22 protein-coding genes and 1 pseudogene are annotated in these 20,914 nt (G+C 66.3%); 10 read left to right on the forward strand and 13 right to left on the reverse strand.

Features of this window, described 5'->3' with window-relative positions:
• Both AO501_RS40470 and AO501_RS37635 read left to right on the forward strand, forming a co-directional pair.
• A pseudogene (locus tag AO501_RS40470) lies at positions 1–443 on the forward strand (hypothetical protein); the annotation flags it as partial.
• A gap of 5 nt (positions 444–448) precedes the next feature.
• Entirely contained in the window at positions 449–973 is a 525-nt protein-coding gene (locus tag AO501_RS37635; protein ID WP_156452938.1) for a hypothetical protein, read from the forward strand.
• Between the two features lie 9 nt (positions 974–982).
• On the opposite strand, the gene AO501_RS39940 is transcribed toward AO501_RS37635, so the two are convergent.
• Entirely contained in the window at positions 983–1,609 is a 627-nt protein-coding gene (locus AO501_RS39940) for a hypothetical protein (RefSeq protein WP_231752716.1), read from the reverse strand.
• Between the two features lie 121 nt (positions 1,610–1,730).
• Here AO501_RS39940 and AO501_RS34250 point away from each other — a divergent pair, with 121 nt between their 5' ends.
• The 4 genes from AO501_RS34250 to AO501_RS34265 all read left to right on the forward strand — a co-directional run bounded on the left by AO501_RS34250 (position 1,731) and on the right by AO501_RS34265 (position 5,152).
• Positions 1,731–2,012, forward strand: coding sequence for a hypothetical protein (locus tag AO501_RS34250; RefSeq protein WP_055582001.1), 282 nt, complete (start codon positions 1,731–1,733; stop codon positions 2,010–2,012).
• A gap of 91 nt (positions 2,013–2,103) precedes the next feature.
• On the forward strand, positions 2,104–3,231 hold the full coding sequence (locus AO501_RS34255; protein ID WP_055582002.1) for a hypothetical protein: 1,128 nt from the start codon (positions 2,104–2,106) through the stop codon (positions 3,229–3,231).
• A complete protein-coding gene (locus tag AO501_RS34260) occupies positions 3,228–4,010 on the forward strand; it encodes an SDR family oxidoreductase (protein ID WP_055582003.1) in 783 nt (260 codons plus the stop codon). Before AO501_RS34255 ends, AO501_RS34260 begins: the two co-directional genes overlap by 4 nt.
• Positions 4,010–5,152, forward strand: a complete 1,143-nt coding sequence (locus tag AO501_RS34265; protein WP_156452939.1) for a sulfotransferase family protein — start codon at positions 4,010–4,012, stop codon at positions 5,150–5,152. The genes AO501_RS34260 and AO501_RS34265 overlap by 1 nt, the downstream gene beginning before the upstream one ends.
• A 14-nt stretch (positions 5,153–5,166) precedes the next feature.
• Here the strand turns inward: AO501_RS34265 and AO501_RS34270 are convergent, their stop codons facing one another.
• Both AO501_RS34270 and AO501_RS34275 read right to left on the reverse strand, forming a co-directional pair.
• Positions 5,167–5,607, reverse strand: a complete 441-nt coding sequence (locus AO501_RS34270; protein WP_055582005.1) for a hypothetical protein — start codon at positions 5,605–5,607, stop codon at positions 5,167–5,169.
• Positions 5,608–5,612: 5 nt separating this feature from the next.
• Positions 5,613–6,794 (reverse strand): Rieske 2Fe-2S domain-containing protein, encoded by a 1,182-nt coding sequence (locus AO501_RS34275; RefSeq protein ID WP_055582006.1) that lies wholly within the window; start codon positions 6,792–6,794, stop codon positions 5,613–5,615.
• 113 nt (positions 6,795–6,907) lie between these two features.
• Here AO501_RS34275 and AO501_RS34280 point away from each other — a divergent pair, with 113 nt between their 5' ends.
• Positions 6,908–7,456: a gamma carbonic anhydrase family protein gene (locus tag AO501_RS34280; RefSeq protein ID WP_055582007.1), complete on the forward strand. Its 549-nt coding sequence runs from the start codon at positions 6,908–6,910 to the stop codon at positions 7,454–7,456.
• On the opposite strand, the gene AO501_RS34285 is transcribed toward AO501_RS34280, so the two are convergent.
• From AO501_RS34285 to AO501_RS34310, 6 genes are read right to left on the reverse strand one after another with little or no spacing between them, the layout of a single operon-like run.
• A complete protein-coding gene (locus AO501_RS34285) occupies positions 7,448–7,825 on the reverse strand; it encodes a hypothetical protein (protein ID WP_055582008.1) in 378 nt (125 codons plus the stop codon). The genes AO501_RS34280 and AO501_RS34285 overlap by 9 nt on opposite strands.
• A gap of 35 nt (positions 7,826–7,860) precedes the next feature.
• Positions 7,861–8,265: a nuclear transport factor 2 family protein gene (locus AO501_RS34290; RefSeq protein WP_055582009.1), complete on the reverse strand. Its 405-nt coding sequence runs from the start codon at positions 8,263–8,265 to the stop codon at positions 7,861–7,863.
• On the reverse strand, positions 8,262–9,143 hold the full coding sequence (locus AO501_RS34295; protein ID WP_055582010.1) for a TIGR03619 family F420-dependent LLM class oxidoreductase: 882 nt from the start codon (positions 9,141–9,143) through the stop codon (positions 8,262–8,264). The genes AO501_RS34290 and AO501_RS34295 overlap by 4 nt, the downstream gene beginning before the upstream one ends.
• Complete coding sequence (locus AO501_RS34300) at positions 9,140–10,333, reverse strand: thiolase domain-containing protein (protein ID WP_055582011.1); 1,194 nt, start codon at positions 10,331–10,333, stop codon at positions 9,140–9,142. Before AO501_RS34300 ends, AO501_RS34295 begins: the two co-directional genes overlap by 4 nt.
• Positions 10,333–11,394, reverse strand: a complete 1,062-nt coding sequence (locus AO501_RS34305; protein WP_055582012.1) for a thiolase domain-containing protein — start codon at positions 11,392–11,394, stop codon at positions 10,333–10,335. The genes AO501_RS34300 and AO501_RS34305 overlap by 1 nt, the downstream gene beginning before the upstream one ends.
• A 15-nt stretch (positions 11,395–11,409) precedes the next feature.
• Positions 11,410–12,402 (reverse strand): Zn-ribbon domain-containing OB-fold protein, encoded by a 993-nt coding sequence (locus AO501_RS34310; RefSeq protein WP_055582013.1) that lies wholly within the window; start codon positions 12,400–12,402, stop codon positions 11,410–11,412.
• A 70-nt stretch (positions 12,403–12,472) separates the two neighbouring features.
• Between AO501_RS34310 and AO501_RS34315 the strand changes: the two genes are divergently transcribed.
• Entirely contained in the window at positions 12,473–13,504 is a 1,032-nt protein-coding gene (locus AO501_RS34315; RefSeq protein WP_055582014.1) for an LLM class F420-dependent oxidoreductase, read from the forward strand.
• A gap of 51 nt (positions 13,505–13,555) precedes the next feature.
• Here the strand turns inward: AO501_RS34315 and AO501_RS34320 are convergent, their stop codons facing one another.
• Complete coding sequence (locus tag AO501_RS34320) at positions 13,556–14,266, reverse strand: acetoacetate decarboxylase family protein (RefSeq protein ID WP_055582015.1); 711 nt, start codon at positions 14,264–14,266, stop codon at positions 13,556–13,558.
• A 45-nt stretch (positions 14,267–14,311) separates the two neighbouring features.
• On the opposite strand from AO501_RS34320, the gene AO501_RS34325 reads away from it, so the two are divergent.
• Positions 14,312–15,532 (forward strand): cytochrome P450, encoded by a 1,221-nt coding sequence (locus AO501_RS34325; protein WP_055582016.1) that lies wholly within the window; start codon positions 14,312–14,314, stop codon positions 15,530–15,532.
• 59 nt (positions 15,533–15,591) lie between these two features.
• Here AO501_RS34325 and AO501_RS34330 read toward each other — a convergent pair whose 3' ends face one another.
• On the reverse strand, positions 15,592–16,455 hold the full coding sequence (locus tag AO501_RS34330) for a hypothetical protein (protein ID WP_055582017.1): 864 nt from the start codon (positions 16,453–16,455) through the stop codon (positions 15,592–15,594).
• 223 nt (positions 16,456–16,678) lie between these two features.
• Positions 16,679–17,488 carry a crotonase/enoyl-CoA hydratase family protein gene (locus tag AO501_RS34335; protein WP_055582018.1) on the reverse strand — a complete coding sequence of 270 codons (810 nt, stop codon included), beginning with the start codon at positions 17,486–17,488 and terminating at the stop codon, positions 16,679–16,681.
• 64 nt (positions 17,489–17,552) lie between these two features.
• Here AO501_RS34335 and AO501_RS34340 point away from each other — a divergent pair, with 64 nt between their 5' ends.
• Positions 17,553–19,193, forward strand: a complete 1,641-nt coding sequence (locus AO501_RS34340) for an acyl-CoA synthetase (protein WP_055582019.1) — start codon at positions 17,553–17,555, stop codon at positions 19,191–19,193.
• A 3-nt stretch (positions 19,194–19,196) separates the two neighbouring features.
• Here the strand turns inward: AO501_RS34340 and AO501_RS38595 are convergent.
• A partial coding sequence (locus AO501_RS38595; RefSeq protein ID WP_197420016.1) for a hypothetical protein occupies positions 19,197–20,914 on the reverse strand: 1,718 nt, incomplete at its 5' end.

A 20,914-nucleotide genomic window follows, 5' to 3' on the forward strand; every position in this document is an offset into this window, starting at 1 on the left:
CGGTGGCGGCGGTCCCGGTGGTGGTGGCCCCGGCGGTGGTGGCGGCCCTGCGCCGCAGGCCGGTGGCGGACCGGCGCCGCACGGTGGCGGCCCCGGCGGTGGCGGTCCCGGTGGTGGTGGCCCCGGTGGTGGTGGCCCTGCGCCGCAGACCGGTGGTGGCGGACCGGCCCCGCGCGGCGGTGGACCTGCGACTGCACCCGGTCAGGGCGGAGGCCCCCGCGGACCGCAAGGACAAAACCCCGGACCTGCGGCCACGCAGCTGCGTGGCGGTTTGGGCGTACCCGGCGCAGGCCCAAATGGAGGTTTCAGCGGCGGCTTGCGCGGTCCAGGCGGCGAGTTCCGAGGGGCATTCCGCGGAACAGGCGCACCGGCGGCCGACTTCCGTGGCGCTTTCCGTGGCCCCGGCGGCCCGCGCGCAGACTTCCGGGGCGGATTGCGACTGAACGGCATGGCACCCGGAAACTTCCGGGCGGCCTTCCGCGGTCTGGCCGCGCCACCCTTTGCCCGGTGGTGGGGTCCCCGCGGAGACCTGGGCATCAACCTGCGAGGACCCGACTGGCCGCGCGCGAACCTGAACTGGCGTCTCGGCTGGCGCGGCGGCCCGGCGTGGCACTTCCGCGGCGACTTCAGGGGTCCCGGCGCCCCGATCGGGGATCTGCTCTGGAACGCCGCGTTCCGGAGCCCGGGCCTGCATCTGTTGCCGCCGCCTTGGCACGGTGGTCCTGCGCCGTGGGGCCTGGGACGCGCACCATGGGGTTGGGGCCCACCACCTCCGCCTCCGCGCGGTTGGGGTGCGCCCCTCCGGGATGCGCTGCTCCCGTTCGGGGGCTGGGGACCCTGGCCACCTCCGGCAGGCTGGGTGGCGCCGACGCTGAATTACCTGGGTTACTCGGTGCTGCCGCTCTGGGATCCCTACTACCAGCAGTGGGGCTTCTGGCTATACGGGGTGTGGGTTCCGCTACAGCCCTACTGACCCCTGGTTCTACCAGCCGATTCCAATCTGCTGGCAGGTGGATAACACCCCGCCGTACGCGACGATGCTGTCGGTCCACGCGGCCTCGTCGTACTGAGTGCCCGCGCCGGGACGCACGCTGGCGACGAATAACTGCATGTCATCGATGTAGCGCTGGAGCGCGCGCGTGGTCAGGCGCGGAGGATTGTCATGCGCGTCGAGGGCCTGCTGGGTGCGGCGCGCCCAGTCCCGGGTATCGGTGACGAACTTCGGCAGAGCGGCGTCTCGTTCCGGCGAACCGGCCTCACCCGTGGCCAGAAACGCGTTGCTGCGGTCGTCGTTCTCCTTCATCAGGGGTCCGATTGCCTGGCACAAGGCCTTATCCGAGTCCGCTACGGGCGTTTTCGGCGCACTGGCCGCCGGCGTGGGCGCGGAATCGGTCAGCAGCGCGATCAGGGACATCACCAGCGCGGCGACCGCCAGCAGGATTGCCAGCCCCACGCCCAAAGTCGTCAACGAAGGGCGGCTGCGCTGCCGGGGCTCGAGACTGAAATCGGGTGCCGCCGTCTCGCGCGGCAATGGATCGGTCTGCGGACCTGTTGGTATCGGGCCGCCCGTCCGACGACCGCCACGGAACTCCCCACCGCGCGTGTTCATGTGAATTCAGCTTAGTCGGGTCCGATTTCTGCCGGTGTGCGTCGCCGTGCGGCGCGCGTAGCCTCGAAGACATCGGACCAGTGCCGACATGTGAATCCGACCGTATTGAAGGAGCGATCCGATGACCGTGAGCAAAGGTCTTCTGGCCGGTGGTCTGCTGAGTGTCGCCGCGGCTGCCTTTATCACTGTGCCTGTGGCCGGCGCCGATCCTGGCCAGCAGTGCAACACTACGTTCGGTCAGACGGCGTCCGAACAGATCCAGGGCTACCTGGACCGCCATCCCGACGTGAAGGCCACGCTTCAGGCCCAGGCTGGGTCGGGCACAGATGTGATCGACTACCTCAACCGGCACCCGAACCAGCGCCAGCTCTTAATCACACTGGCCAACGAGTGCACCTCCTAACGTGATCGGGCTTCGTCGTTGAGCGGCGCATGCGACACGCGCAAATGTTCGCGGTTGACTCAAAATAGGAACACGTTCTAGCGTCAAGTACGTGTTTTCTGATCCGCTCAACGAAGCGATCGCGGAAGCCGAGCAACTCGTGGCCGCCGCCCCGCATATCGAGACCGAAGCCGACCTACTCGAAGGCCTCCAGTATCTGGCCGGCTGCATCACCGGCTGCATGCATCTGGCCTTCGACTACGAGCGCGACCATCCCTTCCTGCAGTCCGGAACCGGGCCGTTCACCAAGATGGGACTGGACAACCCGGACACGCTGTACTTCGGGACCCGGGTGCACGCCGACCGCGACTACGTGGTCCGCGGTGTCCGCGGCACCACCACCGACCTGAGTTTCCAACTGCTCGGGGGCGAATACACCGACGACAACGTGCCCGCCAGCCAGGCCGCGTTCGACGACCGGGAACTCGACATCGCACCCGACGGCAGCTTCGAGTGGCGGCTACGGCCAACCAGCGCAGGGCAACTCGTCATGCGCGAGGTCTACGGTGACTGGTCGGCGACCCGTGGCACGTTGACCATCGAGCGGTTGGACACCGCGGGCACCGCGCCGCCGCCGCTGACTCGGGAGCTGATCGAAAAGCGTTATGCCACAGCGGGTAAGCAGCTGGTCAACCGGGTGAAGACCTGGCTGCAGTTCCCGCAGTGGTTCTATCTGAAGATCCCCGTCAACACGATGGTGCCGCCGCGGCTGACCCCGGGTGGGCTGGCGACCCAGTACTCGTCGGTCGGCCACTTCGACCTGCAACCGAACCAGGCCCTGGTGATCACGGTTCCGGTCAGTGACGCCCCGTACCTCGGCTTCCAGCTGGGCAGTATGTGGTACATCTCGCTGGACTACATCAACCACCAGACATCGCTGAACAACACTCAGGCACAAGCGGATCCGGACGGGAAGGTCCGTATCGTGGTCAGCGACCAGAATCCCGGTGTGACCAACTGGGTTGAGACGCTCGGCCATCGTCGCGGGTTCCTGCAGTTCCGGTGGCAGCGGGTGTCCCGGGAGCTCACCGAGGCTGACGGCCCGACTGTGGAGTTGGTCGACGTCGACGCGGTACCGGCTTCGTTGCCGTATTTCGAGCACAACAAGATTTCCGAGGACGACTGGCGGGCGCGTATTGCGCTGCGCCAGTTGCAGATTGCGGCAAGGATGCTGGGATGACCTATTTGCTCGACGGCAAGGTGGTAGTGATCAGCGGCGTCGGTCCGGGTCTGGGCACCACGCTGGCGCGCCGGTGCGCGCTCGAAGGGGCCGACCTGGTGCTGGCGGCACGCAGCGCCGACCGGTTGGACGACGTCGCCAAGCAGGTCGTCGACCTGGGCCGCAAGGCGGTCGCGGTGCCCACCGACATCACCGACGACGATCAGGTGAGCAACCTGGTCGACGCCTCCCTGGAGGCCTACGGCAAGGTCGACGTGCTGGTCAACAACGCCTTCCGGGTCCCGTCGATGAAGCCGTTGGCCGGCACCACCTTTCAGCACATCCGGGACGCGATCGAGCTCAGTGCCCTGGGGGCGTTGCGGCTTATTCAGGGCTTCACGCCGGCGCTGGCGGCGTCGAAGGGCTCCGTGGTCAACGTCAACTCCATGGTGATCAGGCACTCCCAGGCCAAGTACGGCGCGTACAAGATGGCCAAGTCTGCGTTGTTGTCCATGTCGCAGTCGCTGGCGACCGAGCTCGGTGAGCAGGGTATTCGCGTCAATTCCGTTGCACCGGGCTATATCTGGGGTGACACCTTACAGGGTTACTTCAACCATCAGGCCGGTAAGTACGGCACTACCGCCGACCAGATCTATCAGGCCACCGCCGCGAACTCGGATCTGAAGCGGCTCCCCACCGAAGACGAGGTGGCATCGGCGATCCTTTTCATGGCCAGCGACCTGTCCAGCGGCATCACCGGCCAGACGCTGGACGTCAACTGCGGGGAGTACCACACCTGATGGAGCGCACCGACGTAGGCACCGTCGACGACCTGCACGCGTCGGCGACCAAACTGACCGGGCTGGACGATTTCGGCACCGACAACGACAACTACCGCGAGGCGCTGAGCGTTCTGCTGGACGCCTACCAGCGCGAAGCGAACCTGACGGCTTTGGGCAGCAAGATGAATCGGTTCTTCCTGCGCGGCGCGCTGGTGGCCAGGCTGCTCTCCGAATCGGCGTGGAAGCAGTATCCCGACTACGCCGGCGTGGCCATCGAGCGGCCGATCTTCGTGACCGGCTTGCCGCGTACCGGGACGACGGTCCTGCACCGGCTGCTGGGCGCCGACCCGGGCCATCAGGGACTGCACCTGTGGCTGGCCGAGTTCCCGCAGCCGCGCCCGCCCCGGGATACCTGGGACTCGAATCCCTGGTACAGCCAGCTGAATGCGCAGTTCAACAAGGCCCATGCGGAGAACCCGGAATACACCGGCCTGCATTTCATGGCGGCATACGAGCTCGAGGAGTGCTGGCAGCTACTGCGTCAATCACTGCACTCAGTGTCCTACGAGACGCTGGCCCACATCCCCAGCTACGCCCAGTGGCTGGCCCAACAGGATTGGACTCCGTCGTACCAGCGACACCGCCGCAACCTCCAACTGATTGGGTTGAACGACAAGGACAAGCGTTGGGTGCTCAAGAATCCCAGCCACCTGTTCGCGCTCGACGCGCTGATGGCGACCTATCCCGACGCCCTGGTGATTCAAACTCACCGGCCGGTGGAAACGATCATGGCCTCGATGTGCTCATTGGCCCAGCACACCGCCGAGGACTGGTCGACGAACTTCACGCCTGACCGGATCGGCGCGGACGCAATGGAAACCTGGTCGCGCGGTCTGGAGCGGTTTAACACCGTTCGCGCCAAGCATGATCCGGCCCAATTCTGCGATGTGGACTACCACGACCTGATCGGCGACCCGCTCGGCACCGTCGCCGCTGTGTACCGCCATTTCGGGCTGACCCTGACGGACGAGGCGCGAAAAGCCATGGAGGACAGCCACGCCGAGAGTCAGACCGGTGCGCGGGCCCCCAAGCACAAGTACTCGCTGGCCGATTACGGGTTGACCGCCGAAGAGGTCAAGGAACGCTTCGCGGGGCTGTGACCCGCGGGCTTCGGCTACTCGGCCGCCTCCAGGATCCCTTCGGCCACCGCGTGTTCGATGCTGTCGGAGAGCCGGGGGCAGGACCGAGTGCGTGCGGTGTTTCCGCCGCAGGCCCTTACCTCGGCAAAGTGCGCACAACGCTGCGAAGCCTCGGTGTTCCATTGCACCGCAGTGTGACCCGGACCCAACCAGCGCACCGACACCGTGACGTGGCAGAACCGGCAGTCCACCGGGCGTAGCCCACCCGTCAGATAGCGCTCCCGGTCCGCACGGCTGGCCTCGGCCACCGCGGCGGCCCGCTGCGGATCGTCGGCGAAATCCCGTGACTTGGACCACGAACCGGACCCTCCGTCGGAGGCGTGCGGCTCGTCGTGATCATGGTGATCACCGAGCAGCATCAGCATCGACCTGGCGAGCCGATCGACGTCGGGAACCGCCGGCTGGTCGTCAGACATGACGGTCAGTGCTGTTCGGCCGGCACTTCATCGGAAACCGCCTCGGCCTCTTTGGCTTTCAGGTTCTCGGCGACCTCGGCGTTCCAGAACTCGTTGGCGCGGGCGGTGTCGACCTCCATCTCGAAGCGTTCCACCATCTCCGGGGTGATGTCGGCGACATCCACGTAGAACTGCTGATACCAGCGGCGCATCTGGTAGACGGCCCCGTCCTCTTCGACCAGCAACGGGTTGTCGATACGGGTCTTGTGCTTCCAGATCTCGACGTCCTGCATGAAGCCCTTGCTGACGCCTTCGGTGAAGACGCGGGACAGCTTGTCGCTCATCTTTTCGTCCAGGCCCTTGGGCTTTTCGACGATCACACCCCACTGCAGCACGAAGGAGTCCTGCGTCACGGGGTAGTGGCAGTTGATCAGGATCGACTCGGACTTGTAGCCGCTGTAGCTGTTGTGCAGCCAGTTGATCATGAACGACGGCCCGAAATAGGAAGCCTCCGAGTCCAATTCCGCTTCGCCGTACGAGGTGCCCAGGTCGTTGACGTCGGGACGGCCCACGTTGTGCAGGTACTGCGATGCGATGTGGCCCTCGAACACGTTCTTGAAGTACGTCGGCAACCCGAAATGGATGTAGAAGAAGTGCGCCATGTCGGTGACGTTGTCGATGATGTCGCGGCAATTGGATCCCTCGATGAGGATCCGGTTCCAGCGCCAGTTCGTCCAGTCGTCGCTGTGGGCTTCCGGAATCTCGGGGATCCGGACCGCGGGGTCCGGCGGATTGCCCTCGTGGTCGTGCCAGACGAACAGCAACCCGCCGCGGACGTCGGTTGTCCACGCCCGGGTGCGGGCGGTCTTGGGGGTGCGCTTGGCGTAGGGCACCAGCTTGCAGCGGCCGTCACCGCCCCACCGCCAGTCATGGAAGGGGCACGCGACCTCGTCGCCCTTGATGGTGCCCTCGGACAGGTCGCCGCCCATGTGGCGGCAGTAGCCGTCCAGAATCTTGATGTCGCCGGTGGAGTCGGCGAAGACGACGAGCTTGGTGCCGAACGCCTGAACAGAGTGCGGCTTGCCGTCACGGAAGTCCTCGGCCACGCCCAGGCAGTGCCAGCCCCGGGCATATCTGGTCGGCAACGCGCCGGCATCGATCTCCCGGACACCTTCCCGACCGACAACGCCACTTGTGTCGGTACTCACCTGTCACCTCCAGATCGCGGGTACTAACTAGAACACGTTACAGTTTTGGGGCGGGGGAGCGCAACGACGGCGAGTCCTGCCACGGCATATGCACGTTGGGGTATATGTAGTCAATGCCGCTGTTCTCTTTCGAAGGCCGTTCGCCGAAGGTCGATCCGACCGCGTTCGTGGCCCCTACCGCGACTCTGATCGGCGACGTCACCGTCGAGGCGGGGGCGTCGGTCTGGTACAACGCCGTGCTGCGCGGCGACTACGCGCCCGTGGTGATCCGGGAGGGCGCCAACGTGCAGGACGGGTCGGTATTGCACGCGCCGCCGGGCATCCCGGTGGACGTCGGTCCTGGGGCAACGGTGGCTCATCTGTGCGTGATCCACGGGGCGCACATCGGGTCCGAGGCGTTGATCGCCAATCACGCGACGGTGCTGGACGGCGCCGTGATCGGCGCGCGCTGCATGGTTGCGGCTGGTGCGCTGGTGGTGGGTGGCACCCAGATTCCGGCCGGAATGCTGGTAACCGGTGCGCCCGCGAAGGTGAAGGGGCCGATCGAGGGCACCGGCGCCGAGATGTGGGTCAATGTCAACCCACAGGCCTATCGGGACCTGGCGCAGCGGCATATCGCGGGTGTGGAACCGGTCGAGGCTCCCCCGGGCGCGTCAGACTAGGCGTGGTGAGCTGACGGCGCTGATCAGCGCATCGGGGTCGGTCACGCTGACGTACAACGTCCTGAGCTTGACGGGCACTCCCATGACGCGTGCGCGTGCCCGCGGATCGATGGTCAACTCGACAATCCCTTCAGAGGACCCGTTGACCAGCCAGCGGCCCCGGAAGCCGTGGGCGCCCCAGGACAACACCCGTTCGTGGCTGGGTTTGGCGTCCACGATGGATGCCAGTGGAACGGCGGCTTCGAATCCCCAGCCGAACTTGACGTGTAGGGTCCCGTCCTGGATCCGCACCTGGCTGCGCTTCGGCCCCAGCCCAAGCGGGACCGACAGCGGGAGAAACCAACGGTCATAGCGCAATTCGAGAGTCATGCGCGAATTCTAGGCGCGCCCAGAATAAAAATAATCTATATTTTCTGCACGCTGGCGACGGCGCGGTCCATCTCCCAGTACGCGCGCAGTGCCACCATCTGGCCGTCGTCGTTGGCCTTGTAGGTGAAAACGCCTTCGGCAGTGGTCTGGTAGTCGCCGGTGGTGATCAGAATGTGCCCGACGTTGGCTTCCTCGTTGCCGCACTGGTAGGTGTCGCGGAAGAAGAACTCGATCTTCGTGGTGGGCGCGATGGCCTTGTCCCAGAACGCCGATATCGCTTCAAGGCCGCGGTGCCCCCGGCCCGCAGGGTCGAAAGCCGATGGGCCGATGGGATCTTCGACAATGGCGTCGTCGGCGAAGACGGCCAGCCACGCATCCTTGTCGCGGGCGGCCACCGCCTCGCGGGAGCGTCGGCCGGCCTCGTGCGCCGGGTTCGTCACTTGTCCTGCCAGCCGGAGTGGATGTAGGTGTCAGCGAACCGCTTCATCGAGTCCTGCTTCTTGTCCAGCGGCGCGTCGAACGCCAGCCCGTCGAACACCCACGGAATCGTGATGTAGTCGGTCACCCCGATCTCGGCAAGCTCCCGATGGCCGTCAACGCCGAACTTGTCCATACAGACGGCCTGGTATTCGAAAGGGTCGTCCGCGCGGCCGTTTTCGGCCAGCAGCGCCTTGAGCTTCTTGATGGTCTCGTCCAGTTCCGCATGGGTCATCATCGCGCTGGTCCAGCCGTCGCTGACCCGGGCGGCGCGCTTGAGGGCGACGTCCGTGTGGCCACCGACGTAGAACGGCACCGGCTCGCTGGGGGCGGGGCTCATCTGCAGGCGGTCGAAATCGTAGAACTCGCCGTGGAATTCGACCCTCCCGCCGGCCAGCACCAGCTTGATCACTTCGATCATCTCGTCGACGCGCTTGCCGCGACGGGCGTATGGCACCCCGCACCACTCGAATTCCTCCGGTGCCCAGCCGATTCCCACGCCGAAGCCGAAACGGTTGTTGGTCAGGTTGGCCACCGAGCCGACCTGGCGGGCCAGCAGCAGCGGGTTGCGTGAACCCAGCTTCAGCACATTGGTGTAGAAGCGCAGCTTGGAGGTGACCGCACCCAACGTGCCCGCCAGGATCAGCGGATCGACCCAGGGGGAGTGCTCGTCGAACATCCGCTTGCCGTCGGCGGTGTAGGGATAGTCGACGGACTGCTGCTCGAAGTAGAAGATCGAATCCGGTAGGGCGATGGAGTCGAACCCGACTTCCTCCGCGGTCTTGGCGAGTTCGGTCAGCTGGTCGATCGGGCTGAACGCGATGCTGAGCGTGTACTTCATTTCGCGGTTTCCCCCGGCTTGTCGCTGCCGACTACCCACATCGAGTAATACTGCGAACCACCGCCGTACGCGTGGCCCAATGCTTTCCGGGCGTTTGGCACCTGATGGTCGCCGCCCTTGCCCATCACCTGGATGGCGGCTTCGGCGAACCGGATCAGGCCGGACGCGCCGATCGGGTTGGAGGACAGCACACCGCCGGACGGGTTGACCGGGATGCGTCCACCGATGGCCGTCTCGCCGGCTTCGGTGAGTTTCCAGCCCTCGCCTTCGGGTGCAAAACCGAGACTTTCCAACCACATCGGCTCGAACCAGGAGAACGGCACGTAGATCTCGGCGGCGTCGATCTCGTCGATGGGGCTGGTGATTCCGGCCGCCTTCCACAGCGCGGCGGCCGCGTCGCGGCTGGCCTGCGGGCTGACCTGGTCACGGCCGGAGAACTGCAGCGGCTCGGTGCGCAGGGCGGTGGCGTGGATCCACGCCACGGGGCGCCCCTCAGCCACCTTGGCGTCGGCCGTTTCCTCGTCGCCGATGACGACGGCGGCGGCACCGTCTGAGGACGGGCACGTTTCGTCGTAACGGATCGGGTCCCACAGCATGGGCGACTCCATCACCTTTTCCAGGGTGATGTCGGGCTGGTGCAGGTGGGCCAGCGGGTTGCGTACCCCGTTGAGCCGGTCCTTGACCGCGACCATGGCACCGATGTTGAGCGGTGCTCCGGAGCGGCGGATGTAGGACCGGACGTGCGGGGCGAAATAGCCACCGGCGCCGGCACCCACCGGCTTGATGAACGGGATCGGGATCGAAAGTGCCCACATGGCATTGGATTCCGACTGCTTCTCCCAGGCCATTGCCAGCACCCGGCGGTACTTGCCGGACTGCACCAGGCTGGCCGCCACCACGCCGGTGGAGCCACCCACCGAACCCGCGGTGTGCACCCGGATCAGTGGCTTGCCGGTCGCGCCCATGGCGTCGGCCATGAACAGCTCCGGCATCATGACGCCCTCGAAGAAGTCGGGCGCCTTGCCGACGACGACGGCGTCGATGTCGTCGAAGGTGCAGCCGGAGTCCTCCAGTGCCCGGTCGATCGCCTCGCGGACCATGCCGTTCATCGAAACGTCTTTGCGCTTCGCGACATACTTCGTCTGCCCGGTGCCGAGTACCGCGGCAAGGTGCGCTCCTGCGCCGGCCATCAGTTCTGTCCTTCCATGACCGCGACCAGATTCTGTTGCAGCGCTGGGCCACTGGTGGCGTGCGCGAGGACCCGCTGTGCCGATCCGTTCCAGATATGTTGTGCCGCCAGGCCGATGCGTTCCAGTCCGGCGACGAACATCGGGTTGGCCGCCAGCGCGCCGCCGGACGGGTTGACCTTCGTCTTGTCGGTCAAGCCGATGGCCTCGGCGAGGATCAGGTGCTGGTGGGTGAACGGCGCGTGGATTTCCGCAACGTCCACGGCGGCGTCGCCGTTTGTGGCGGCTTTCGCCGACACCGCGGTGGACGGCGAGGCGGTGAGGTCGCGGGCGCCGAGCACCGGGGTTTCGATGCGGTGCTCGATTCCCGTTATCCAGGCCGGGTTTTCGCGCAGCTCCCGGGCTTTGTCCCCGGCCGCCAGCACGATGGCCGCGGCGCCGTCGGTGATCGGTGCGATGTCGTGACGGCGCAGTGGATCGTTGAAGAACGGCCGGGACAGCAGTTCGTCGATGCTCTTCGCCGGCTTCTCGGAATCGTTGCGCTCGGACTGCGCGAACGAGTCCAGCGCGACCTGGGCCATCTGTTCGGGCGTCCATTTACCGGAGTCCAGGCCGATGCGCGCCTGCAACCCCGCCATCGACACCGAGTCGGGCCACAGCGGCGCAACGGTGTAAGGGTCGGTCTGCCGCGTCAGGATCTGGCGCAGAATGCCCGCCGAGGACTTGCCGAAGCCGTATACCAGCGCCGTCTCGACCTCGCCGGTGAGGATCTTGATATAGGCCTCGTACAGTGCCCAGGCGGCGTCCATCTCGACGTGCGACTCGTTGATCGGCGGTACGGCGCCGATCGAGTCGATCGCCGAGATGAACGAAAACGCCCGTCCAGCAAGATAGTCCGACGACCCTGAGCACCAGAAGCCGATGTCGGACTTGTTGATGCCGAGATCCTGATACAGCTGCGCGAAGCACGGCATCAACATTTCGACGCCGTTGGTGGTGCCGTCGGTACGGCGGACATGCGGCGCGTGGGCGAAGCCGACCACCGCGACATTGCGATCACTCATGTGTAGCTGTGCCCTTTACAGGTGGTGCTTGTAGGTGTCGTATTCGGCGTCCGGTTCGCCGGTAGGCCGGAAGTATTCGATGTTGTCGATGCCGAATCCCCACTCCTCGCGGGGCTTCCAGACCGCCTCGACGCGCATGCCCATGCGCACTTCGTGCGCGTCGACGTCGGCGACCAAGTGCAGGAACGGAATATCGGCGCCATCGAGCAACACGTAGGCCGCCACATAGGGCGGCTTGATCCGCTGGCCCTGGAACGGGATGTTGATGATCGCGAACGTCGTCACCGTGCCCTTGTCCGGCAGTTCGACGAACTCGGTGGTGGGCAGGCCGGTGGCCGGGTCGGCGCCGTGCGGCGGGAAGTAGACCTTCCCGGTCTCACCTGTCCTGGCGCCCAACAGTTTTCCTTCGGCGATCGCCCGCAGATAGGCACTTTCCTCGTGGGACGCGGTGTGCTGAATCGTCAGCGAGACGGGCGTGACGATCATGGTGACCGGGTCCAGGCCGGCCTGCGGCTCGGGAACGTCCTCGGCCTCGTCACCCAGTGCGAAATAGGCGATGTCGGTGATGGCGCCGACGGTCTCGTCGGCCCAGTGCACGTGCACCCGGTCACCGGTCTTGATGGCGTCCGGGGAGCCGGCGTCCACCGCGTGGATCAGCGGGGTGTCGGCGCCGTCGAGCTTGATCAGCGCCCAAGCGAACGGCCGGTCCAGCGGTTCCCCGCCGATCGGCGCGGGCTGCCAGGTCCAGGAGACCACGGTGCCGACGCTTTGCACCGGTACCATCTCGCCCAGCGGTTCGTAGGTGACCGGGTCGTATTCCGGCGGCGGCACGTGTACCCGGCCATCGGAACCTCGTACTCCCAGAACGCGGCGCTCACGTAGTGCGGTGAAAAACTTGCCGAGCGTGGGACCCACCGAACGGGTGTAGTCGAAGGCCAATGTCAACGGTGCGGAGAGGGGCGGCTCAGGGTGATCGATCAGGGCCGGGCCGCTTGAACTGGCTGTCACGCATTCGAGTAGAACAGGTTCTAAGAATGGTTTCAACTAGGTCCATTGGAAGGTCTTCGGGAGGCGCGCTATGAAGCTCGGTTTGCAACTGGGGTATTGGGGCGCTCAGCCGCCGGAGAACCACGCCGAGCTCGTCGCGGCCGCCGAGGAAGCGGGATTCGACGCCGTGTTCACCGCCGAGGCGTGGGGCTCGGACGCCTACACGCCGCTGGCCTGGTGGGGTCGGGAGACGCAGCGGGTGCGCCTGGGCACCTCGGTGGTGCAGCTTTCCGCCCGCACGCCCACCGCCTGCGCGATGGCCGCGCTGACGCTGGACCATCTGTCGGGCGGCCGGCACATCCTCGGCCTGGGTGTGTCCGGGCCGCAGGTGGTCGAGGGCTGGTACGGGGCCCGGTTCCCCAAACCGCTGGCCCGCACCCGCGAATACATCGACATCGTGCGCCAGGTCTGGGCCCGGGAGAAGCCGGTGACCAGCGACGGCCCGCACTACCCGTTGCCGCTGACCGGTGAGGGCACAACGGGTTTGGGTAAGCCGTTGAAGCCGATCACCCACCCGTTACGCGCCGACATCCCGATCATGCTGGGTGCGGAAGGCCCGAAGAACGTGGCGTTGGCGGCCGAGATCTGCGACGGCTGGTTGCCGATCTTCTATTCGCCGCGAATGGCGGACACCTACAACGAATGGTTGGACGAGGGATTCGCCCGGCCCGGTGCCCGCCGCAGCCGCGAGGACTTCGAGGTGTGCGCGACGGCGCAGGTGGTGGTGACCGAGGACCGCGCCGGGACTTTCGAGGCGGTCAAGCCGTACCTGGCGCTCTACATGGGCGGCATGGGCGCCGAGGACACCAACTTCCACGCCGACGTCTACCGCCGCATGGGCTACTCCGAGGTGGTCGACGAGGTGACGAAGTTGTTCCGGTCCAACCGCAAGGACGAGGCGGCCAAGGTCATTCCGGACGAGCTGGTCGACGACGCCATGATCGTCGGCGACCTGGACTACGTGCGTAAGCAGATCGTGGCCTGGGAGGCGTCCGGCGTCACCATGATGGTGGTGGGTGCCCGCAGCGTTGAACAGGTGCGGGACCTCGCGGCACTGACCTGAGGCAGCGGCTTGCGGGGGCGTTAGAACACGTTCTAGATTGGCCGGATGGTCTCAGACGGCGCGTGCGTCGCCGAACGACATCTCGACGTTGGTGACCGACTGCGTCATCAGTGCTCGCTTGGGCAGTCCCAGGGTCGCCAGTTCCTTGGCGTAGGGGTGGTCACCGAGGCGGATTTTGGCGCCGCCGAGCCGGGTCCGCACGCCGGTGGTCTGCATGGTCGAGGAGGTCTCGCGGGTCACGCCGTCCAGGCAGGAGTACGTCGTCAACGTCTGGGGCTTCGGCGCCGGGTGCGGCAGGCCGGGGCTGAACTCGATACCGGCGATGAGGTGCCCGTCGGCGCTGACGTCGAACGCGAACTTGCGCCCCTCGCGAACATTGAAGTCCGCCATGATCTTTGGGTAGCCCCAGATGGTGCGGCCGGCCTCGAGGGTGAATTCCTGGTCGACAGGCAGCTGATGGATGAAGGTCGCGGCGTCGGCCATCGCGCGGATGCCTGTTGCGTGGGTACCGGGCTTGTTGACCAGGAACGCGGTGCCGTACTCGTGGTACTTGCCGAGGTCGCCGTCGATGTAGCGGACCAGCAGTTGCACCAGAATCGCCCGGCCGGGCAGGTATTGAAAGACTTCGAGGCCGCTGTAGTCGATCAGCCGTTGGGCGGCGTCGGCCTTGACCGAGAACATCGCGGAATGCTGGTCGGCTTTACGGATGACGACCGGCATGGTGAGAACGGTTCCGGCGATGGTGTGTTGCGAGACAGGCATGGGGCTTACTGTAATGGGCTCGAGGCAGAAAACTGGAGGCTGTAGATGACGTCAACGATTCCGGACACGATCCTCAACATCGATCTGGCGGACGGCAACTTCTATGCCGACGGCGTCGGGGCGCGGGAGGCGTACCGCTGGATGCGGGCGAACCAGCCGGTGTTCCGCGACCGTAACGGATTGGCAGGCGCGACAACGTATCAGGCGATCCTCGATGCGGAGCGCAACCCGGAGTTGTTCTCCAGCACCGGGGGCATCCGTCCCGATCAGCCCGGTATGCCCTACATGATCGACATGGACGACCCGGCGCATCTGGTGCGGCGCAAGCTGGTGAATGCCGGCTTCACGCGTAAGCGGGTGAAGGACAAGGAGGCCTCGATCGGGGAGCTTTGCGACACCTTGATCGACGCGGTGTGTGAGCGCGGGGAGTGCGACTTCGTCCGCGACATCGCCGCGCCGTTGCCGATGGCGGTGATCGGCGACATGCTGGGCGTGCTGCCGTCCGAGCGGGGGATGTTGCTGAAGTGGTCGGACGATCTGGTGTGCGGGCTGTCGTCTCACATCGACCCGACCTCGGTGGAGTTCCAGACCGTGATGGAGGCGTTCGCCGGCTATACGGCGTTCACGATGGACCTGATCGGCAAGCGCCGAGCGGATCCGACCGACGACCTGTATTCGATCCTGATCAACGCCGAGGTCGAGGGTCAGCGGATGTCAGACGAAGAGATCGTCATGGAGACGCTGCTCATCCTGATCGGCGGTGACGAGACCACCCGGCACACGTTGAGCGGGGGGACCGAGCAACTGGTGCGTAACCAGGACCAGTTCTCCGATCTGGTGGGCGACCCTGGGTTGCTACCTGGTGCCATCGAGGAGATGCTGCGCTGGACGTCACCGGTGAAGAACATGTGCCGGACGTTGACCGCGGACACCGATTTTCATGGCACGTCTTTGAGCGCCGGAGAGAAGATCATGCTGTTGTTCGAGGCAGCGAACTTCGACGAGTCGGTGTTCGATCAACCGGAGAAGTTCGACATCCGGCGAAACCCGAACAGCCATCTGGCTTTTGGGTTCGGCACGCACTTCTGTATGGGTAACCAGCTGGCGCGTCTGGAGTTGTCGTTGATGACATCGCGGGTGCTGCAGCGGTTGCCTGACCTTCGGTTGGCCGACGAGTCCGCGCTGCCGTTGCGGCCGGCAAACTTCGTGTCCGGTCTGGAGTCGATGCCGGTGGTGTTCACGCCGAGCGCGCCGGTGCTGGGGTAGGCGCTTTGCTTTTTGCTTTTGCTTTTGCTTTTGCGCCGAGCGTGATCTGAGGGTTGGTTTCAGGCGATTTTTCCGCCCTCATTACACATTCGGCGTGACCACGCCGCGGCCAGTCGGCCCAGGACGCCCCCTGGGGTGTCCTGGCTGGTGACTCGGATGATCAGCCAGTCGAGATCGTTCGTCATCGTGTCGTAGCGGGCGACGTCCTTCGCGAACTGCGCTGATGTCCGATGGTGCTGGCCCTCGTATTCGAGCGCGAGTTGGATTGTCTCCCATCCCATGTCGACGATACCGACGAGTTCGCCATACCTGCCGTAGATCGGGATCTGGGTCTGCGGCGGCGGATAGCCGGCTTCGATGACGAGTAGTCGCAGCCAGGTCTCTTTTGGTGACTGGGCGCCGGGGTCGATGAGGGCCAGGGCCTTTCGCGCGTTGCGGATGTTGCGGTGGCCCTTATTGCGTTCGAGTATTGGCTCCAAATCAGCTGTTTGGAGTCGCGTGGCCCGCGCGAGGGCGTCGACGGCCGCGACCGCTTTGCCCGTCGGATAGCGACTCGCCAGATCAAATGCCGTGCGGGCGGGAGTGGTGACCGGGATGCACGCGACGGCTTCAATTTCGTCGGCGGTGAGGCTGTTTGACCAGGTGATGATGCTCGGGGGCGGACGACGGTGTTGGTATAGCAATTGTGCGGGCGCGCGAGGGTCGACCCATTTTGCGCCGTGCAGCGCCGAAGCGGACTGGCCGCCCACGGTGCCACGCCGCTTCGACCAGAGCCAGGCCGCGTAGGCGCGGTTCTGCGCGGTCAGGTCGACGTCGGGCGGTGCGTAAACGTCGGGATGGAGCGCGACGAAACGTCGGCGCAGGCTATGACGCGTCACCTCGCCGGACTTCAGCGCCTCACTGCCGGTGAACGGTCTCGTCATGGGTGGCAGTGTCCGTCGGCGCACCGACAACCGCGGCGAGCGTGATCTGAGGGATGAAATCCGGGCGGAAACGCGCCCTCACGTCACGCTCGGCGAGGGGACGGTTTGCGCGGGAGGTCCGGGGGACCGCGGCGCACCGACATCCGCGGCGAGCGTGATCTGAGGGATGAAATCCGGCCGGAAACCCGCCCTCACGTCACGCTCGGCGAGGGGACGGGAACGTTCAGCGGTTCTTGAACTCGGGCTTGCGTTTCTCGGCGAACGCGCGCGGGCCTTCCTTGGCGTCGTCGGACAGGAAGACCTGGATGCCGATCTGGGTGTCGATCTTGAAGGCCTCGTTTTCATGCATGCCCTCGGTCTCGCGGATGGTACGCAGGATCGCCTGCACCGCCAACGGCCCGTTGTTCTCGATGATCTCCGCGAGTTCGAGTGCCTTCGTCAGCGCTTGGCCATCTGGGACGACGTGCCCGATCAGCCCCATCTCGAGGGCCTCGGTCGCGGTGATGTGCCGTCCGGTCAGCAGCAGGTCGCAGGCCACGGTGTAGGGGATCTGCCGCACCAGCCGGACTGCTGACCCGCCCATCGGGTACAGGCTCCACTTGGCCTCGGAGATGCCGAACTTGGCACTCTCGCCGGCCACCCGGATGTCGGTGCCCTGCAGGATCTCCGTTCCGCCGGCGATCGCCGGTCCTTCGACTGCGGCGATCAGGGGTTTGGTGAGGCGACGACCCTTGAGTAGGGCGTCGATGCGTGACGGGTCGTAGCTGCCGTCCTTGAAGGAGTCGCCCGGCGGCTTCTGGGTTGCGGTCTTGAGATCCATGCCAGCACAAAAGTAGCCACCGGCACCCGTGAGGATGCAGCAGCGGATATCGGGATCGTTGTCGACGCGGTCCCACGCCTCAACCATGATCTGCATCATTTCGGTGCTCAGAGCGTTGCGACGGTGGGGCCGGTTCATCGTCACGATGAGTGTGTGACCGCGCTGCTCCACCAGTGCGTCGGGCCCGGATTCGTTTGCTGGCTGCTCCGCCACGGCTACCGCCTCTTCCTCGACATGGGGTGTGAGCTTGTCAAGAAATGTAACACGTTCTAATTTGGTGGCCGTGGCTCTGAATATTGCTGACCTTGCCGAGCACGCCATCGACGCTGTGCCGGACCGTGTTGCTCTCATCTGCGGTGACGAGCAGCTGACGTACGCCCAACTGGAAGAGAAGGCCAACCGCTTCGCGCACTACCTGATGGACCAGGGTGTGCGCGAAGGCGACAAGGTCGGCCTGTACTGCCGCAACCGCATCGAGATCGTCATCGCGATGCTCGGCATCATCAAGGCGGGCGCGATCCTGGTCAACGTCAACTTCAGGTACGTCGAAGGCGAGCTTCGCTACCTGTTCGACAACTCGGACATGGTGGCGCTGGTGCACGAGCGTCAGTACTCCGACCGGGTCGCCAACGTGCTGCCGGACACTCCCAACGTCAAGACGGTGCTGGTCGTAGAGGACGGCAGCGACCTGGACTACCAGCGCTACGGCGGCGTCGAGTTCTACTCCGCGATCGCTGACAGCTCACCTGAGCGCGACTTCGGGGACCGCACCGCGGACGCCATCTACCTGCTTTACACGGGCGGCACCACCGGCTTCCCGAAAGGCGTGATGTGGCGCCACGAAGATATCTACCGGGTGCTGCTCGGCGGAACCGACTTCGCCACAGGGGAATTCGTCAAGGACGAGTACGACCTGGCCAAGGCTGCCGCCGCGAATCCTCCGATGGTCCGCTATCCGATTCCGCCGATGATCCACGGGGCCACCCAGTCGGCGACCTGGATGTCGATCTTCTCCGGCCAAACCACGGTGCTGGCACCGGAATTCAATGCCGAGCAGGTGTGGGAAACCATTCACAAGCACAAAGTGAACCTGCTGTTTTTCACCGGTGACGCGATGGCACGTCCGTTGCTGGACGCGCTGCAGAAGGACAACGACAACGACCTGTCGTCGCTCTTCCTGCTCGCCAGCACGGCTGCGCTGTTCTCGCCGAGCATCAAGGAGAAGTTCCTTGAGCTGCTGCCGAATCGGGTCATCACGGACTCAATCGGCTCGTCGGAGACCGGCTTTGGCGGTACCAGCATCGTCGCGAAGGACGCGCCGCACAGCGGTGGGCCCCGGGTGACCATCGATCACCGCACCGTCGTCCTCGACGAAGAGGGCAACGAAGTCAAGCCGGGCTCGGGCGTGCGCGGGTTCATCGCCAAGAAGGGCAACATTCCCGTCGGCTACTACAAGGACGAGAAGAAGACCGCCGAGACGTTCAAGACGATTAACGGTGTGCGCTATGCGATTCCGGGCGACTACGCGTTGGTCGAAGAGGACGGCTCGGTCACGATGCTGGGCCGGGGCTCAGTGTCGATCAACAGCGGTGGCGAGAAGATCTACCCCGAAGAGGTCGAGGCCGCGCTGAAGGGCCACCCCGACGTGTTCGACGCGCTGGTGGTCGGCGTGCCGGACCCGCGCTACGGCCAGCACGTGGCCGCTGTGGTGCAGGCCCGGGAGGGCGCTCGGCCGACGCTGGCCGAACTGGACAGCTTCGTGCGTTCGGAAATCGCGGGATATAAAGTGCCGCGCAGCCTTTGGTTCGTCGACGAGGTGAAGCGGTCGCCGGCCGGCAAGCCGGACTATCGCTGGGCCAAGGAGCAGACCGAAGCGCGGCCGGCGGATGACGTGCACGCCGCGCACGTGACTGCCTGACCTCTAGGGTGCGCCGCCGGTGCCGCCGGAGCCACCGGTGAGACCCGCCAGGCCGCCGCTGCCACCCTTGCCGCCGTTGTTGCCGCTCGGTGCCGCGCCGGTACCTCCCGCAGCGCCGGTGGCGCCTCCGGTGCCGGATTTGCCTGTGTTGCCGCTGCCGCTCGTGCCACCGGTGCCACCGGTTCCACCGGCTCCGCCAGTGCTGCCCTTGCCGCCGGTGCCGCCGGTGCCGCCCGCCGGTGCCGTGCCACCGGCGCCGCCGTTGCCGATCGTGGAGCTGGCTGAGCCGCTGCCGCCGCCGGTTTGACCGCCGGCCCCACCTGCGCCGCCGGCGCCCGCCTGACTGGCGCCCTTGCCGCCAGTGCCCCCGTTGCCGCCCGTGCCGCCGACCCCGTTCAGCCCGCCGTCACCACCGTTGCCGGCTGTGCCGCCGGCGAAGCCGCTACCGCCGCCGGTGCCGCCGTTGCCGCCATTGGCGCCACCGAGGTTGCTGCCGCCCGCGCCGCCGGTGCCGCCGGCGCCACCGATGCCGTTCGTGGAGGTGCCCCCGTCGCCGCCTTGTCCACCGGCCCCGGCGTTGGCACCGGCCCCACCTCGTCCGCCGTTGGTGCCAGGTGTCGCTGAAAGGCTGGTGCCGCCGGTGCCGCCGGTGCCGCCGTTGCCGCCGTCGCCACCGATTCCACCGGTGCCTCCGGCGCCTCCGGTACCTGTAACAGCGGTGCCGCCGGCGCCGCCCTTGCCGCCCTGCCCGCCGACGGAGCCGGCTCCGCCTGCGCTGGCGGTGCCAGGCGTTCCGCCGCTGCCGCCGTTTCCGCCATTGCCGCCGATCTGGTCTGTAGCGCTGCTGTTGCCGCCGTTGCCGCCGGTGCCGCCCTTGCCCCCGTTGCCCGACCCCGTCGCGTTGCCGCCGTTGCCGCCATTGCCGCCGTTGCCGTTGGTGCCCGCATTGCCGGCTAGACCGGCATTTCCGCCCTTTCCGGTCGCGCTGCCGTTGCCGCCGTTGCCTGCGTTGCCGCCGTTTCCGCCTTGGCCTCCGTTACCACCGGTGCCGCCGCTTGCTCCGTTGTTGTTCCCTGAGACTGTGGCAGCGTTGCCGCCGTTACCGCCGTTACCGGCGGCGCCACCGGTCCCACCGCTGCCGCCTTGACCGCCGTCGCCACCGATACCGCCACCGCCGATACTGCCGCCGGCGCCCGCGTTACCGCCGTTGCCGCCATTGGCACCTGCACCGCCGGCGCCGTTGCCGGCGTTGCTGATGCCGCTGCTGCCGGCACCGCCGCTGCCGCCGTTACCACCGACGCCACCGCTGCCGTTGATACCGGAGGTGGTCAGTCCGGCGCCGCCCTGGCCGCCGGCACCGCCCGTGCCACCGTTGCCTCCCGCTTTGCCAGTTGCACCCGAGGCAGTCACGAGTCCGCCGTCACCTCCGGTACCGCCCGCCCCGCCGGCGCCGCCGGTACCGCCGGTGCCCCTATTGGCCCCGGTGCCGCCCCCGCCAGAGCTGCCGCCAGTACCTCCGGCGCCACCGTTGCCGGCATTGCCACCCGCAACCGCAGACGCGCCCGCCCCACCGCTACCGCCGTTGCCTGCGTTGCCCGCTGTGCCACCCGTGCCGCCAGTGCCCGCGATCCCGGCAGTGCCGCCCGTGCCGCCCTGGGCGCCATTGCCTCCGTTGCCGCCGGCGGTTGTACTCGTACCGCCTTGCCCGCCGGTGCCGCCTA

The organism is Mycobacterium gordonae (genome assembly GCF_001417955.2).
GTDB classification, from domain to species: Bacteria; Actinomycetota; Actinomycetes; order Mycobacteriales; family Mycobacteriaceae; genus Mycobacterium; species Mycobacterium gordonae_B.

Bases quoted from the DNA above. Each gene is read 5' to 3' on its own strand.
- AO501_RS37635 (WP_156452938.1), top strand. From the start codon at position 449: ATGGCACCCGGAAACTTCCGGGCGGCCTTCCGCGGTCTGGCCGCGCCA.
- AO501_RS39940 (WP_231752716.1), bottom strand. From the start codon at position 1,609: ATGAACACGCGCGGTGGGGAGTTCCGTGGCGGTCGTCGGACGGGCGGC.
- AO501_RS34250 (WP_055582001.1), top strand. From the start codon at position 1,731: ATGACCGTGAGCAAAGGTCTTCTGGCCGGTGGTCTGCTGAGTGTCGCC.
- AO501_RS34260 (WP_055582003.1), top strand. From the start codon at position 3,228: ATGACCTATTTGCTCGACGGCAAGGTGGTAGTGATCAGCGGCGTCGGT.
- AO501_RS34265 (WP_156452939.1), top strand. From the start codon at position 4,010: ATGGAGCGCACCGACGTAGGCACCGTCGACGACCTGCACGCGTCGGCG.
- AO501_RS34270 (WP_055582005.1), bottom strand. From the start codon at position 5,607: ATGTCTGACGACCAGCCGGCGGTTCCCGACGTCGATCGGCTCGCCAGG.
- AO501_RS34280 (WP_055582007.1), top strand. From the start codon at position 6,908: ATGCCGCTGTTCTCTTTCGAAGGCCGTTCGCCGAAGGTCGATCCGACC.
- AO501_RS34285 (WP_055582008.1), bottom strand. From the start codon at position 7,825: ATGACTCTCGAATTGCGCTATGACCGTTGGTTTCTCCCGCTGTCGGTC.
- AO501_RS34295 (WP_055582010.1), bottom strand. From the start codon at position 9,143: ATGAAGTACACGCTCAGCATCGCGTTCAGCCCGATCGACCAGCTGACC.
- AO501_RS34300 (WP_055582011.1), bottom strand. From the start codon at position 10,333: ATGGCCGGCGCAGGAGCGCACCTTGCCGCGGTACTCGGCACCGGGCAG.
- AO501_RS34305 (WP_055582012.1), bottom strand. From the start codon at position 11,394: ATGAGTGATCGCAATGTCGCGGTGGTCGGCTTCGCCCACGCGCCGCAT.
- AO501_RS34315 (WP_055582014.1), top strand. From the start codon at position 12,473: ATGAAGCTCGGTTTGCAACTGGGGTATTGGGGCGCTCAGCCGCCGGAG.
- AO501_RS34320 (WP_055582015.1), bottom strand. From the start codon at position 14,266: ATGCCTGTCTCGCAACACACCATCGCCGGAACCGTTCTCACCATGCCG.
- AO501_RS34325 (WP_055582016.1), top strand. From the start codon at position 14,312: ATGACGTCAACGATTCCGGACACGATCCTCAACATCGATCTGGCGGAC.
- AO501_RS34330 (WP_055582017.1), bottom strand. From the start codon at position 16,455: ATGACGAGACCGTTCACCGGCAGTGAGGCGCTGAAGTCCGGCGAGGTG.